16 protein-coding genes are annotated in these 13,593 nt (G+C 38.2%); 3 read left to right on the top strand and 13 right to left on the bottom strand.

Annotation, left to right across the window (positions count from 1 at the left end; translation table 11 throughout):
• Window positions 1–155 precede the first annotated feature (155 nt).
• Together IX38_RS06945 and IX38_RS06940 are read left to right on the top strand one after the other, a co-directional pair.
• The gene (locus IX38_RS06945; RefSeq protein WP_034703280.1) at window positions 156–698 is read left to right on the top strand and encodes an antirestriction protein ArdA; all 543 of its coding nucleotides are present in this window, start codon (window positions 156–158) and stop codon (window positions 696–698) included.
• A 59-nt stretch (window positions 699–757) separates the two neighbouring features.
• Window positions 758–1,345 carry a recombinase family protein gene (locus tag IX38_RS06940; protein WP_034703278.1) on the top strand — a complete coding sequence of 196 codons (588 nt, stop codon included), beginning with the start codon at window positions 758–760 and terminating at the stop codon, window positions 1,343–1,345.
• Window positions 1,346–1,939: 594 nt separating this feature from the next.
• On the opposite strand, the gene IX38_RS06930 is transcribed toward IX38_RS06940, so the two are convergent.
• The 10 genes from IX38_RS06930 to IX38_RS06885 all read right to left on the bottom strand — a co-directional run bounded on the left by IX38_RS06930 (window position 1,940) and on the right by IX38_RS06885 (window position 8,925).
• Entirely contained in the window at window positions 1,940–2,887 is a 948-nt protein-coding gene (locus tag IX38_RS06930) for a transketolase family protein (protein ID WP_034703274.1), read from the bottom strand.
• A gap of 73 nt (window positions 2,888–2,960) precedes the next feature.
• The gene (locus IX38_RS06925; RefSeq protein ID WP_034703272.1) at window positions 2,961–3,812 is read right to left on the bottom strand and encodes a transketolase; all 852 of its coding nucleotides are present in this window, start codon (window positions 3,810–3,812) and stop codon (window positions 2,961–2,963) included.
• A gap of 132 nt (window positions 3,813–3,944) precedes the next feature.
• The gene (locus IX38_RS06920) at window positions 3,945–5,504 is read right to left on the bottom strand and encodes a sodium:solute symporter (protein ID WP_034703271.1); all 1,560 of its coding nucleotides are present in this window, start codon (window positions 5,502–5,504) and stop codon (window positions 3,945–3,947) included.
• 110 nt (window positions 5,505–5,614) lie between these two features.
• The gene (locus IX38_RS06915) at window positions 5,615–5,902 is read right to left on the bottom strand and encodes a GNAT family N-acetyltransferase (RefSeq protein ID WP_034703269.1); all 288 of its coding nucleotides are present in this window, start codon (window positions 5,900–5,902) and stop codon (window positions 5,615–5,617) included.
• Window position 5,903: 1 nt separating this feature from the next.
• The gene (locus IX38_RS06910; RefSeq protein WP_034703266.1) at window positions 5,904–6,299 is read right to left on the bottom strand and encodes an OsmC family protein; all 396 of its coding nucleotides are present in this window, start codon (window positions 6,297–6,299) and stop codon (window positions 5,904–5,906) included.
• Window positions 6,299–6,517: a (4Fe-4S)-binding protein gene (locus tag IX38_RS06905; protein WP_034703264.1), complete on the bottom strand. Its 219-nt coding sequence runs from the start codon at window positions 6,515–6,517 to the stop codon at window positions 6,299–6,301. The genes IX38_RS06910 and IX38_RS06905 overlap by 1 nt, the downstream gene beginning before the upstream one ends.
• A gap of 1 nt (window position 6,518) precedes the next feature.
• Window positions 6,519–7,097: a TMEM175 family protein gene (locus tag IX38_RS06900; protein ID WP_034703261.1), complete on the bottom strand. Its 579-nt coding sequence runs from the start codon at window positions 7,095–7,097 to the stop codon at window positions 6,519–6,521.
• Complete coding sequence (locus tag IX38_RS06895) at window positions 7,090–7,629, bottom strand: NADPH-dependent FMN reductase (protein ID WP_034703259.1); 540 nt, start codon at window positions 7,627–7,629, stop codon at window positions 7,090–7,092. The genes IX38_RS06900 and IX38_RS06895 overlap by 8 nt, the downstream gene beginning before the upstream one ends.
• 22 nt (window positions 7,630–7,651) lie before the next feature.
• Window positions 7,652–8,551, bottom strand: coding sequence for a pirin family protein (locus tag IX38_RS06890; RefSeq protein ID WP_034703257.1), 900 nt, complete (start codon window positions 8,549–8,551; stop codon window positions 7,652–7,654).
• Window positions 8,552–8,613: 62 nt separating this feature from the next.
• A complete protein-coding gene (locus IX38_RS06885; RefSeq protein WP_034703255.1) occupies window positions 8,614–8,925 on the bottom strand; it encodes a GNAT family N-acetyltransferase in 312 nt (103 codons plus the stop codon).
• A 589-nt stretch (window positions 8,926–9,514) separates the two neighbouring features.
• Here IX38_RS06885 and IX38_RS06880 point away from each other — a divergent pair.
• On the top strand, window positions 9,515–9,922 hold the full coding sequence (locus IX38_RS06880) for a hypothetical protein (RefSeq protein WP_034703253.1): 408 nt from the start codon (window positions 9,515–9,517) through the stop codon (window positions 9,920–9,922).
• Window positions 9,923–9,981: 59 nt separating this feature from the next.
• Here the strand turns inward: IX38_RS06880 and IX38_RS06875 are convergent, their stop codons facing one another.
• The 3 genes from IX38_RS06875 to IX38_RS06865 form a co-directional block, all read right to left on the bottom strand.
• A complete protein-coding gene (locus tag IX38_RS06875; protein ID WP_034703251.1) occupies window positions 9,982–10,857 on the bottom strand; it encodes a pirin family protein in 876 nt (291 codons plus the stop codon).
• 113 nt (window positions 10,858–10,970) lie between these two features.
• The gene (locus IX38_RS06870) at window positions 10,971–12,374 is read right to left on the bottom strand and encodes an MFS transporter (RefSeq protein ID WP_034703249.1); all 1,404 of its coding nucleotides are present in this window, start codon (window positions 12,372–12,374) and stop codon (window positions 10,971–10,973) included.
• Window positions 12,375–12,512: 138 nt separating this feature from the next.
• A complete protein-coding gene (locus tag IX38_RS06865; RefSeq protein ID WP_034703247.1) occupies window positions 12,513–13,325 on the bottom strand; it encodes a hypothetical protein in 813 nt (270 codons plus the stop codon).
• Between the last annotated feature and the right edge of the window lie 268 nt (window positions 13,326–13,593).

The following is a 13,593-nucleotide window of genomic DNA, read 5'->3' as shown; positions in this document are numbered from 1 at the left end:
TTAAAATATTTCTTGTGTTTCATTCAAAAGCACCCTAAAATTTGCACATTTGGCATAGTTTTCGAGTGATAAAAACTAAGAAAAAACCCCGTCAATACTACGAATATTGAGCGGGGATGTGTAAAATTTTAACGTGTAATTAAAACTTATCTACAATGACAAAGTTACAAAATTGTTTGGAGGACTTCCAAATCTATGTTGGTACTTACAGTAAGTACAATTCAGGGAGCATTTATGGCTCATGGCTTAAATTATCAGATTATTCAAATTATGACGAGCTTTTAGAAGCTATGCAGGAACTTCACCAAGACGAGCAAGATCCAGAATTTATGTTTCAGGACTATGAATGTAGTCAGTTCTTTATCAAACAAAAGCTAATCAGCGAATGCCATCTTTCAGCAAACATTTATGAGATTGCCGAAGAGATCAACAATTCAGATTATGATTTCGAGGTTATAGAAGCCTATGCAGAGTGCATGAGTTATTATCATAAGGACGTAGAAGACCTATTAGAGAGTCTTTCAGATTCATATTATGGCGAGTACAGTTCAGACGAAGATTTTGCACAGACTACTTTAGAACAGGACGGCTCAATTCCTGAAAACTTACCTTCTTACATTTACATTGATTGGGAAGCAACAGCCAGACATTTGATGTATGATTATATGAGTTCTAACGGGTATTATTTCAGAAACTAATTACAATAAGAATCTTTGCACCTTGCTTAAATGCAGGGTGCTTATAATATTTTAAAATTATGAAAGCACGATATATTAGAGTTTCCACAGGTGCACAAAACATTGCAAGACAAGAGGAACGACAAGCAGTAGGTGAAAGAGTATTTACTGATATTGTTAGTGGTTCTACTCCCTTTAAGGATAGAGAACATGGGAAGGAACTTATAAAAGCTATTGGGGACGGCGAAATTAATTACGTTTCTGTGAGTTCTATTGACAGGTTAGGACGTAATCTGTACGACATATTAACAACTTTGGAATTTTTCAAAGAAAATGGCGTTATCTTAAAAGTAGATAATCTCGGAATAGAAAGCCTAATCAAAGGAAAGGAGAATCAGGCATTCAAACTTATCATTTCTGTTATGGCTAACATTGCAGAAATGGAGCGAGAAACGATTTTAGAGCGTCAACGTGAGGGCATTGCACTGGCAAAGGCTCGTGGAACTTACAAAGGGCGTGAAAAGGGTTCTACGGAGAGTATGGAAGATTTTCTATCTAAGTATAAAGAGGTGATTAAGAGCCTAAAGAAAGGAAACTCTATCCGGGACACTGCAAAAATTTGTAATGTTAGTATAGGAACTGTTCAGAAAGTCAAAAATAATATCTGATGTAAAGAGGGTAGACCACTCAAAGAAAATAAAATTATCACTATCGACAGATCAGAAATGAGGTAAAACGAGCTGTTTTTACTATCGGAGGCGTTGTAGTTGCTTTTATTATTCTATATAGTTAATATGGTCCTCTATTTAGCTACCTGTTGATCTTTAAAAATAATAACATTTCGCATTTTTAAGGTTTTAAACAACCACAAAAGAGTATGATTTTTGCCTTTCAGGCATAGTATTTGTATCTTTGCAGTAGAGTTCTTTGAAAGGGGTTTGAGTTTTGATTGTCGGAAATATGTCGGAAAATTTCCATAAAATAAAATCGCAATACATTGTAAGTGAATGTATTGCGATTTTGTCAGGTTGCATCTAAGAAACAGCCCGAGCCTTTTTAATATATATAACCCGTTGTGCATTTTGATTTATTTTCGTCACTTCGAGTAGACTTTTGAAAAAAAAATAGGATGGAGAAGTTGGTAATTTTGAAGATAAATCTTTTCTCGATACATTTTTTCTCCACTTTGTTACGAAAAAACACTCGAACCGACGAATCTAATACCAAAATTTTGCAAAATGCACAACGGGTTATATATAATCTTAGTTAGCTAAAATTCTTTTCACAGCTTCTTTTACAGCTTCTGAATCAATTTTGTACTTTTTCATAAGCTCGGCAGGGGTAGCAGATTCTCCGAAAGTATCATTTACCGCTACAAATTCCTGTCTTGTAGGTCTCTTTCTTGCAAGCATTCCCGCCACAGATTCTCCTAATCCTCCAAGATAGTTATGCTCTTCAGCGGTAACAATCTTCCCGGTTTTTTCAACAGATTTAATGATGATTTCTTCATCCAGAGGCTTGATCGTGTGAATATTGATCACTTCACAGGAAATTCCTTCTTTTGCAAGCTCATCGGCTGCTACCAGAGATTCCCAGACAAGGTGCCCTGTTGCAACAATCGTTACATCAGTACCTTCCTGAAGCATAATTCCTTTTCCTATTTCAAAAGGCATATCTTCCGGGATGAATACAGGAACCGTAGGTCTTCCGAATCTTAAATATACAGGACCTTCGTGATCAGCGATGGCCAATGTTGCCGCTTTCGTCTGGTTGTAATCGCATGGGTTAATTACCGTCATACCAGGAAGCATTTTCATCATACCGATATCTTCCAGAACCTGGTGGGTAGCACCGTCTTCCCCTAAAGTAAGACCCGCGTGAGATGCACAGATCTTCACATTTTTCCCAGAATAAGCAATAGACTGGCGGATCTGGTCATAGACTCTTGAAGTAGAGAAATTAGCGAAAGTTCCCGTAAAAGGAATTTTTCCGGTAATGCTCAAACCTGCAGCAATTCCCATCATATTTGCTTCCGCAATACCTATCTGAAAGAATCTTTCCGGTGCTTTTTCGATGAATTTTTCCATTTTCAAAGAACCGATAAGGTCTGCACAAAGTGCCACTACATTAGGATTTTTGTCGGCAAGTTCTGCTAATCCGGCGCCGAATCCTGAACGGGTATCCTTTTTTTCTGTATATGTATATTTCATTTTTTTTACTAAAGTTTTTGATAATTGATAAATGACAATTCTCTCTAAAGATTTAAACCGTCATCATTTATTATTAATAATCTGCCGGAGCTTCTAAGTACAATTGTTTGAAAGCGGTATCCAGCTGCTCGTCATTCGGAGCTTTACCGTGCCAAGCGTGGCTTCCCATCATGTAATCAACACCATTACCCATTTCTGTATGAAGAATGATGACAACAGGTTTTCCATTTCCTGTTTCAGTTTTTGCTCTTTCAAGGATTGCCATTACCGCTTCAAGGTCGTTTCCGTTTTTTTCTTCCAAAACGATCCATCCGAAAGCTTCTAATTTTGCATGAAGATTTCCTAATGAAAGTACATTTTCTGTGCTTCCGTCAATTTGTTGTCCGTTATAATCAATTGTTGAAATGATATTATCTACTTTTTTAGCCGCAGCATACATCAATGCTTCCCAAACCTGACCTTCCTGTAATTCTCCGTCACCATGAAGCGTGTATACCAAAGAATCGTCACCGTCTAATTTTTTACCCTGAGCAACACCAAGAGCAACAGAAAGTCCCTGACCTAAAGATCCTGAAGCAATTCTGATTCCCGGCAAACCTTCGTGAGTGGTTGGGTGACCTTGTAATCTTGAATCTAATTTTCTGAAAGTTCTCAATTCGTCAACCGGAAAGAAACCGAATCTTGCCAAAGTAGAATAAAAAACCGGCGAAATATGCCCGTTTGAAAGGTAGAAATGATCTTCATTCTTACCTTCCATGGTGAAAGGAAGATTGTAGTTCATTACTTTACCGTAAAGTGCCGTAAAATATTCCGTACAGCCTAAACTTCCGCCCGGGTGACCTGAATTTACAGCATGAACCATTCTTAAAATGTCTCTTCTGATTTGTGTTGTAAGAGATTTCAGCTCTTCAATACTTTTACTCATATATTAGGATTTATTTGCATGCGAATTTACAATTTTTTGTCGGCTTACGGAAATGCAAAAATCCGGACTTATGATCCGGATTTTAGAATTATTTTATCAGGCTTTAGCCAAAATTTAAAATCAATTTCCTGATCATACAACCTTTAAATACTGCTTATTCTTTACCAGCCACAACCCGATAAAGGTAAGTAACCCATTAAGGATTATCAGTTCCACACCAATTCTGTAGTCGGTGTAAGTGGTTACTAAATAATTAATTAAATAGGTAAGAAACGGAGCTAAAATGGTCACAGCAAGGATTGAATATTTTTTCGAAATCTGAAATTTGGTGAAAATTCCGAATGCAAAAAGTCCTAAAAGTGGCCCATAAGTATAGCCGGCAATTTCCATGATGAGGTAAACGATTGATTTATCATTCATTGCTTTAAAAACCATGATCAGAATAAAGAAAACCACGGTGAAAGTCAGGTGAACTTTCATACGGAGGTGTTTTTTTTCTTTTTCAGTTTTGGTTTTATCCTCATTAAGGTTTAGTAAATCCACGCAGTATGAGCTTGTTACTGCCGTAAGAGCACCGTCGGCAGAAGGAAACAGTGCCGAAATCAGTCCGATAATAAAAATAACGGAAATCATCATCGGAAAGTGTCCCTGAAGTGATAAGGCAGGGAAAAGGTCGTCACCCATAATATTTTTTATATTTCCTGCTGCATCTTTGAACCCGAAAATATTGGTTACCGTTTCAGATTTTGCCAGTCCGTATTCCGCACCGTTCTGTAATGCAAAAAGGTAAAGCAGACCTCCTAAAAACAGGAATGCAAGATTCACAAAAAGAAGAGTTCCTGCAAAAGTCAGCATATTTTTCTTTGAGTTTTTCAAATTGTCAACAGAAATGTTTTTCTGCATCATTTCCTGATCCAGTCCCGTCATGGCAATGGTGATGAAAATCCCTCCTAAAATGGTTTTAAGGAAAAATGTTTTGGAATTGGGATCAAAGTTGATAAAATGAGTATAATTTTTCTGCTCTAAAATGGTGTATGCTTCACCAAAGGATAAATTCAGATTGGATAAAATATAAATAATACACGCCACCAGGCTGATGATCATAAAGGAAGTCTGCAAAGTATCGGTAATTACAATCGTTTTTACCCCTCCTTCAAAAGTATATAAAAGAACCATCAGTAAAAGTACAAGACCCGTAACCCAAAAAGGCACGCCTAAACCTTCCAGTAGAAATATCTGTAAAACGTTGACAACCAGGTACAGTCTTGCCGTGGCTCCAATGGCTCTTGAAACAATGAAAAAGACCGAGCCGATTTTGTGGGCTTCCACATTGAATCTTTTGCCTAAATACGTGTAAATGGAGGTCAGATTCATCTTATAATAGAGTGGAAGAAGTACCGCTGCCACAATAAAATAGCCGATGAAAAAGCCGATCACCATCATATAATATTCAAAACCGCCGAAAATATATTCGCTGCCTGTCATCTTTCCGACTGTTCCCGGAACCGAAATAAAGGTCACCCCGCTTAAGCTGGTTCCTATCATCCCGAATGCCACAAGCCACCATTTACTTTTCTTATTGCCTATAAAAAATGACTGGTTATCAGAATTCCGGCTTGTAAAATAGGAAATCACCAAAAGGCCGACGAAATAGATAAAAACAAATAGCAAAAGGATCGTTCCTGAATTCATGCTGAAATTTTAAATTTTAGCAAATATAGTTTTTTTCTGTTCCGCTGAAAAAGAAAAAACCTTCCAGAGTAAAACATCTGAAAGGTCTGTATCTGAAGGACAAAATAGTATCAATTCACTAAAACATCCTGTAATTCTTCACTTTTCTGAAAACTTGCTTTGGCAAAAGGACAGAGAGGGATAATCTTTTTGCCGTTTTTCCTGGCAAAATCTACTGCTGCCAGGAGCATTTCCTTTCCTACCCCTTTTCCGTTGTAGTCTTCTTCCACCTCTGTGTGGTCTATGATGAATCTTTCTTCTCCAGCCCAGGTATAAGTCATCATCCCTGCGCGTCTTCCATCTATGAAAGCTTCAAAACTTCCGTGTTTTTCGTCGTTGTTTTGTTTTACTTCGGTCATATTATGAAAATTTGGTTAGTATTTCTATGTCGTTGGTTAATATTTTGTGCACAGGGCAGGCATCTGCGATGGTATGCAGCCTTTTTATCTGCTCATCATCCAGAATACCTTCAAAGCTGATATCCCTTTTGAATACAGCTCGCTTCGTTAAAGGAAAATTTTCGAGTTCTACTTCTACGCTGATGTTTTCTACGTCCCATTCCTTTCGTTCGATGTACATCCTTAACGTGGCTGCAGTGCAGCTTGCCAGAGACGCAGCTAAGATTTCGAGCGGATTAAAACCTTTGTTCTGTCCGCCTTTATCTATTGGCTCGTCGGTAATGATCTTGTTTTCCCCGGCCGTTACCTCAGTATAATATTTTGTTTTTCCTAAACTTGCTTTTACGGTTACCGCCATTATTGTTTTGTATTGAATTTATAACTTAATGCTCCTGAAGGGCATTGGTCTATCTGGTTTTTAAGCTCTTCCGGGGCTGCGTTTTCAGCTTTTATCCACGGTCTGTCTTTAGGATTGTAGACTTTGGGAAGCAATTTTACGCAGACACCCGAGTGGATGCACTTCTGTGGCTGCCAGATGACAGTGATGCTGCCGTTGGGATATTCGTGTGTTTCCATATCAGTTTTCTTTTAGTGATTTTTCGATTCTTCGGTCCGGAATCAGCCATATGAGAGCCACAATATAATAAAAACCGATGGCAATATAAGGATAAAAAAACGAAACAGCGATTCCGAGAACGTAAAATATAATTGAGATATATTCTTTAAATTTTGAATGGATAGCTTCCTTAAGTCTGGAATTTTCACCTTCATACCGGATGATCACGTTTTCTAAAATAGTATAGGCCACAGCAGCCATGATCAGGCAGATCCCGTAGGCTGCCACGGGATTCTCTGCAAAATGTGTTGTCCCGATCCATTCCGTGGCAATCGGCATCAGCGAAAGCCAGAACAGCAGATGAAGATTGGCCCAGAGAATGCTTCCGTTTACATTTTTTACGGTCTGAAACAGATGATGGTGATTGTTCCAGTAGATTCCTACATAAATAAAGCTGAAAATATAAGCAAGAAACCTCGGCAGGAGAGGCCTGAGACTGCTCCAGCTGCTTCCTTCCGGAACCTTCAGTTCAAGGACCATGATGGTGATGATGATAGCTAAAACGCCATCACTGAAAGCTTCCAGTCTTCCTTTAGTCATCGGTTTTAACCTCGTTTTTAAAGTTTTCTATCTTGTCTTTAAGCTCCTTAAGCAGGTCCGGATTGATGACCCCGCTTTCCAGATCAAAATTTTCATAAAACTTCGGAAGTGAGAAGGTATCTTTGATATCTGCCGCAAACTGCGGGAAAAATGTCCTGGCTGTATTCATCACATTACCTCCGCCGTAGCCTCCCGGAGATGTACTCATCAAAAGCATAGGCTTATTCTGGAATACTTTGACATTGATCCTTGACGCCCAGTCGAAGACATTTTTAAAAGCCGAGCTGTAGGATCTGTTGTGCTCCGCAAGCGAACAGATGATCACATCACATTCTTCAATCCTTTTTAAAAAGCTGTGGGCTTCATCCGGAAATCCTTTCTTTTCAAGATCTACGGAGAAAACAGGCATGGTGAAATCATTCAGGTCGATCAGATTGACCTCTTCCTCCCTGAAATCTTTCAGAACAAATTTTACCAGTTCCCTGTTGATCGAAGTGGAAGAAGTACTTCCTGCAAATGCTAATATTTTCATGGTTGTATACTGACACTGACGGTTATTTCCTGTTTAAAATCGCTTTAGGAAGCGGAACGTATTCTTTTTCATCACCGGGAACCAGAGGGAAAGCATCGTGGTTCTGATCATTCCAGTTGATTTTGGCCTGGTTGATCATTTCTTTATCTGAATTTACAAAATTCCAGAATATAAAACGCTCCTCATCAAAAGGTTCGCCGCCGAAAAGATACACGGTACCGTTTTCACTCATCTCGAACTCACAAAGCTTGGTGTCTTTGGCGATCATCAGCTGTTTTGAACCGTAAGTATTTCCTTCCGTAGAAACCGTTCCGTCCAGCACATACATCGCTGCTTCCCCATAAAGATCCTTTCCGATGCTTATTTTCTTTGCTTCTTTCGTTTTGATTTCGATAAAAAATAATTGGCTGTGAACAGGAACTGCAGACTTCCTTCCGAATGCCTCACCGGCAATCAGCTTATACTGGATTCCATCTTCTTCCCATACCGGAATTTCATCGGCCTCAATATGATGGAATGTAGGTTCCGACTGTTCCAGATGTTTTGGAAGACCTACCCAGATCTGGAATCCGTGAAGTCTTTTGTCGCTGTGTCTCAGGTATTCAGGAGTTCTTTCAGAGTGTACCACACCTTTTCCGGCAGTCATCCAGTTAACGGCTCCCGGTTTTATTTCAACCGCGCTTCCAATGCTGTCCCTGTGAAAAATAGAGCCTTCCAAAAGGTAAGTTAGGGTGGATAATCCGATATGAGGATGCGGCGGAACATCAAGGTTCTGGTAATCCTTCAGTTCAGAAGGTCCCATATGATCGATGAATACAAAAGGTCCGACTGCTCTTTTTTCACGGAAAGGAAGAAGTCTTCCGACCAGGAAATTTCCGATGTCTGCTGCTTTTTCTTCTATAATGAGTCCGATATTTGACATAATAAGGTAAATGTTTTTTTGAATTTTGTTTTAAGTGGATGGACAGTCTTTAAAGTATACGGTTACAGTTTGTCGTATCCTTCAAATCTTTCATCAACAATACGTTTCCACTCCGGATGCTTCTTGATGTAGGCAAAGACATAAGGACAGAACGGAAGAAGTTTTTTTTCATTTTCTTCAATATAAGCCAGTGTTTTTTCCACAACGGCAGTGGCGGCACCGGTTCCTGCCAGTTCAGGCTCTGCTTCCGTGTGTACCAAAGCGATCTGGTGGCCCATTTCACGGTAATCGATAAATGCAAAATGCCCTTCGATTTCTATTTCAAATCTTTTTCCTGCTTTTACAAGAGGAATGTTTTCAAATTCTGGTTTCATAAATTATTGTATTGTAAAAGGATTGGTGTCTCAAAAGAGGCAAAGTCATTTAAACTGTGCATCTTTATATTTCACCAAACATCATTATATAAAGTTAAATAAAAAAGCAATAACGTAAGATTAAGATCAATTAATTCTATTCATCCTCCGGATAACCTAAATTTCCGGTATTGTATTCTTCAAAAGCCTGTATAATTTTCTCTCTGAAAGGTTCGTGAAGACAGATCCATTCATTATCCTGTTGAATAACATTTCATCTTTATTTTTAAACAGAACAGAATGGTTAAATCCTGCTTTTATTTATGTGATAAGTTCAATGATACCCGGCATAAATAGCAAATTTATTATTATTTTTCTCTTTAATGTTATTTCATAATTAGTATAATTTAATACAAAATAATTTAGCTTTAACGATAAATGCTATTAAAAAATACCGGGATTTATCTGATTAAATTATTTTTATAAAGTGTTAATTTTTCTATATAAAGTGATATTATTGCCATTTTTATGTTAAAATTTAATTTTGATTATAATTAATTAAAATATTATTTATATTTGTTGATAACTAAATAATAAAATTATTAAAATCATGAAAAAACTTTCATTAACTCTGGGGTTAGCAGGTATGGTACTTCTTACAGCATGTAAAAAAGAAGAAGCAAAAACTACAGATACTTCTGCAGCGCCTGTAGAGTCAACTGCTTCAACTCCGGCTGCTAAGGAATCAACCGCTGCCCCTACTACTGTAAATGGTGTTGAGGTGCCAAAATTCAGTACTCCTGAGATGCAGCAATTTGCCAATGATTATGCAGCTTATGTGTCTGAAACAATGGCAGCATCAAAATCCGGTGACGCAGCTAAAATACAGGAACTAAATGCAAAAGCACAGGAGTGGGCTACAAAACAGTCTTCTTTGGCTGGTAAAATGACTCCGGATGATGCTAAATTATGGTCAGAGTTTGCAATGAAATTAGTACAGGCTCAACAGCCTAAATAAGAATATTGCATTTCATAAAAAGGAAAGGTATATTATAATTTAATATGCCTTTTCTTTTTTTAATCCTCCAGGTATCCAAATTTTCCGGTATTATAATCTTCAAAAGCCTGCATGATCTCTTCTCTTGAATTCATCACGAAAGGTCCGTGAGGATAAATCGGTTCATTGATAGGCTCGCCACTGATGATCAGTACTATTGCATCTTCATGAGCTTCAATACTGAATGTTTCACCTTCATTTTCAAATAAAATAAAGTGGTCTGCTGCTGCTTTTTCCTCTCCATTTACGGTAATGTTTCCTTCAATTACCAACGCAGCTGTATTAAAGTTCGCAGGGAAACTAAATTCAGCTTTTCCGCCGGCTTTTAATTTAGCATTCATCATATTCACCGGGGTGAAAGTGTCTGCCGGACCTTTGTGCCCGTTATATTCTCCTGCAATGATCTCAACCAGGCCGTTTTCACCAAGACTGACGCGTTCCATGGCTGCATTTTCTATAGCCTGGTATTTCGGGCAGCTCATTTTATCTTTTGCCGGAAGATTCACCCATAGCTGGACCATCTGGAAAATCCCTCCCTTTCTGGACCATTCGGTTTCATGATATTCTTTGTGAAGAACGCCTTTTGCAGCCGTCATCCACTGTACATCACCTTCTCCTATGATTCCGCCACCACCGGCACTGTCATGATGTTCTACTTTTCCCTGGTAAGCTATTGTTACGGTTTCGAAACCTCTGTGGGGATGAACTCCTACACCTCTGGGAGTTTCCGAACCGTTAAAATGGAATTTTGAATTATAATCAAGCATAATGAAAGGGTCCATTCTTTTCATGTCCAATCCCTGTGCCCCCGGTATAAAATTATGAACCCTAAAACCATCACCTACAAAGTGTGCAGGTTTTGGTGATACGACGATTTCTACTTTTTTCGCTGTCATACTAGTGTGAATTTTATATAACAAAAATACTGCAGCGAAGAATCAGATGCATTGATCTGTGGTAAGTTCTTTAAAATAGCAAAAGTGATAAGGAACGGATTGGTTCGGTTATATCAATCTTCTTTTGACTTCATATTCTTCCCGTCTGAAATATGGAGCCTTCTGAAAACAAAACCTGAGATAATGGTCAGTATTCCCACGGTAAGGAAAGTGTAGCGGAAAGCATTGTGAGTTTCGCCCCCGATAAGATCTGAGTTTTCAAACAATTTCAAAACGATAAGTCCGAAAGCAATTCCGAAGCCGATAGCCAGCTGCTGGTTAACTGATATCAGTGAATTTCCGCTGCTGGTCTGGAAATTTCTAAGGTCTGCAATGGAAATTGTATTCATTGAGGTAAACTGAATAGAGTTAAAGAACCCCAGTATAGCAATGATCGGGACAAACCAGTATAGAGAAGTATGGATATCGGGAATGGCAAGAAGACAGATCAGGGTTCCGATGATGAAGGTATTCACCATTAGAGTCTGCCGGTAACCGTATCTGTCCAAAATTTTAATGACTGATGATTTTCCGAATATAGCGGTAAGGGCCATAGGAGCAATGATCCATCCGGAAGTTACCGCAGATTGTTTGTAAGCAATCTGTATCATCAGGGGAAGGAGCAACGGAACAGAGCTGATCCCTAACCGGGTAGCCATGTTTCCGACAATTCCTACGCGGAACGTTCTTACCTGGAACAGATCCAGGGGGAAAATAGGATTTCCGCCTCTTCTTGCATGTCTGTAATAGTAATAGAGGAATAAAAAGCCCAGAATAAATACAAAAAGGACGGGACTGATATTCTGTACATCCCCGAAAAGTTCCAGTGAAACGGATAACAGAAGTGATGCGGCGGCAAAAATTAAAAATCCTTTTAAATCAAAGTCAACATCGGTAGATTTGTAATTGGGCATGTATTTTAGCCCTAAAATAATTCCCAGAAATCCGATGGGAATATTGATCAGGAAGATCCAGTGCCATGAAAGATAATCCACCATATATCCTCCGACCAGCGGACCAAGCACGGGGCCGATCAGTGCAGGAATAATGGCAAAATTCATTGCTTTAAGCAATTCACTTTTATCAAAAGTCTTGATCAGGGCCAGTTTTCCTACTGGTGTCATCAGGCTTCCTCCGACACCCTGAATCACCCTTGAAATAACCAGATGCGTAAGGTTTTGCGACATGGAGCAGAGCAGTGATCCGAAACTGAAAAGGACCAGGGAAAAAATAAATACTTTTTTTGTTCCGAATCTGTCTGCCAGGAAACCGCTTGCAGGCATGAAAACGGCCAATGTAAGAACATAGCTGATAATGGCATTCTGCATATTGAGTGGAGATTCATGAAGGTCTTTTGCGATGGAGGGCAGGGAAGTGTTCAGGATTGTGGAATCCAGCATCTGCATAAAAATAGCAGTGGCCAGGATTAATGGGAGTATTTTTTTTACAGAGGTTTGTTGCGGGCTTGTTTCTGTCATTCGTTATAGACTGGAGATCAAATTATTTCCAGATTTATTTTTATTGATTCAGTTCTGTTTTTTTTACAGTCTGACCTTAGATCAGGAATTTCTTATAAAATTAAAAAAGTCCTGTGAATTTTCACAGGACTTTTAGATTTATTTTCTAGGTTTTTCTACTCCTTTCCATTCATCACCGGCTTTTCTGTACTGGCTTAAGATAAAAGTTTTGAAATCTTTTGTTTTGTACTCGATATTATCGGTGTTCTGTTCAAACGGCATGATGTAGTAATAATCAACATCTGTTTTGTCTGATTTGTTCCCTTTTTTCACAGTCGGAACATACTTGGAAAATTTATAGCTCGGAAGATACTGTTTTAATCTTGCGTAGAAAGCTTTGTTATCTTTTTCGTCAGGGATGATATCTACAATATTAAGGTCGTCTTTTTTCTTATCGATCCACAGGTAGTATGTTTTTTCTTCACCTAAGTTCCTGTTTAAAGAATTGAAGGCAAAAAGCTCTTTAGGAACCAGTTCTTTGATCTTCTCCGGATCTACCTTGGTGTAAAACTGACCTTTGGACGGATCTACGTAAGTTTCAAGATTGTACATCAAAACCGAATTATTCTCGAATTTTTTGTTCTTAAAATACTGATTTAAAGATAATTCTGCCGTTGCTCTGAGTTCTTTTCCTCTGTCATCCAGCTTTTTCGTAGGGTTCTGAGGATTTACTTTTTTTACAAACTCATACAAAATGACTGGTTTTACGTCTTTAAGGTGAGGATACGTTTTAAGCTGCTCCGCTTTTACCAGCCAGTAGAACTGCTGATAATAGTCGTCCTTATCTGCATCCTTAACGCTTTTATAAGTCAAAGCAAGCTTTTTTGAATTTAAGTATTTGCCATATTTTCCCTGTCCGAAAGCAAAACTGATGGATAGTAAGGCAAATAAAACAGTAAGATTTCTTCTCATTTTTTTATAATTGATATTTTCGTTGTCCAAATATAATTATTTCTTAGATATTATTTTTGATTGTCAGTTAAATTATATTGATATTATTAGCGTTATTCAAAAGAAAATCCTGTATTTCTACAGGATTGATAAATTTTAATTGTTAGAAGCCGCAGATTAGAAGTCAGAAATCATATATGAGACACTGAATTTTTAGATTTCAGACCTGAAAACCGCAAATTTTGAATTTTGTTTCCCAAGTGAACTCTATATTTTAAATTGAGAGATC

The sequence above is a fragment of the Chryseobacterium luteum genome (assembly GCF_000737785.1).
Classification (GTDB): Bacteria; Bacteroidota; Bacteroidia; order Flavobacteriales; family Weeksellaceae; genus Chryseobacterium; species Chryseobacterium luteum.
This window is presented reverse-complemented; position numbering and strand designations above follow the sequence as displayed.